Here is an 844-nt window from a genome sequence, read left to right on the forward strand (position 1 = left end):
CTGATCCCGGCGCTGGCGCTGACCGGCCGGGCGGACCGCGCGATCGAGATCGCCGAGGCCGGCATCGGCTTCGCGCGCAACGCCACCGCGGAGGTGCCGTGGTCGGTGAACTACCTGCAGGCCGGGCAGGCGACCGCGTTGTGGCTGGCCGGGCGCCTGACCGAGATGCGCGCGCTCGCGCAGGAGGGCTACACCGCCGCCACGAGCCGTCGCACGGACGACGTACGCGGGTTGTGGGCGACGCTGCTGGGTCGTGCGTTGTTGGCCGAGGGGAAGGTCGCCACGGCCCGCCGTCAGTTCGCCGAGGCCGCAGATCTGTTGCGGCAGCACGACTTCGGCAGCCTGCTGTCGTGGTGTCACGCGAGCCACGCGATGGCCGCCGCGTGGCTGGGTGATCTCGACGGGGCCGCCCGGCTGCTGGAGACGGCGCAACGGTCGAAGCAGCCCGTGGTCCGCACGCACGACTCGGAGATTCTCCTTGCGGAGGCGTGGATCGCGGCCATGGGCGGCGAACACAGCCGCGCCGAACGACTCGTGCGCAGCGCGGCCGACACTGCCGCGGCACGAGGACATCGGGCGCTGGAAGCGTTGGCGCTGCACGACGGAATCCGGCTCGGCGTGCCTGGGTTGCGGCACCGGCTGGTAACGCTGGCTGATCAGGTCGACGGCGAGATGACGCAGTGCTTTGCCGCCGGTGCAACGGACACGGACCTGCTCGCGGTATCGGTGCGGTTCGAGGCGCTGGGCGCCAGCCTGCTCGCCGCCGAGACAGCCGCACGGGCCGCCCGAACCTCGGACGCGGTGGCGAGAGCCGCGGCGGTGCACCGAGCCGCGCGTTGGCGGC

Annotated in this window: 1 protein-coding gene; it reads left to right on the top strand. The window is 73.1% G+C overall.

The genetic code is table 11. The annotated features are described in order from the left end of the window. Window positions 1–844 (top strand): hypothetical protein (locus FXN61_RS49730; RefSeq protein WP_223165931.1); only part of this gene is annotated, 844 nt, incomplete at both ends.

The sequence above is a fragment of the Lentzea indica genome, from assembly GCF_012184385.1.
Lineage (GTDB): Bacteria > Actinomycetota > Actinomycetes > Mycobacteriales > Pseudonocardiaceae > Lentzea > Lentzea indica.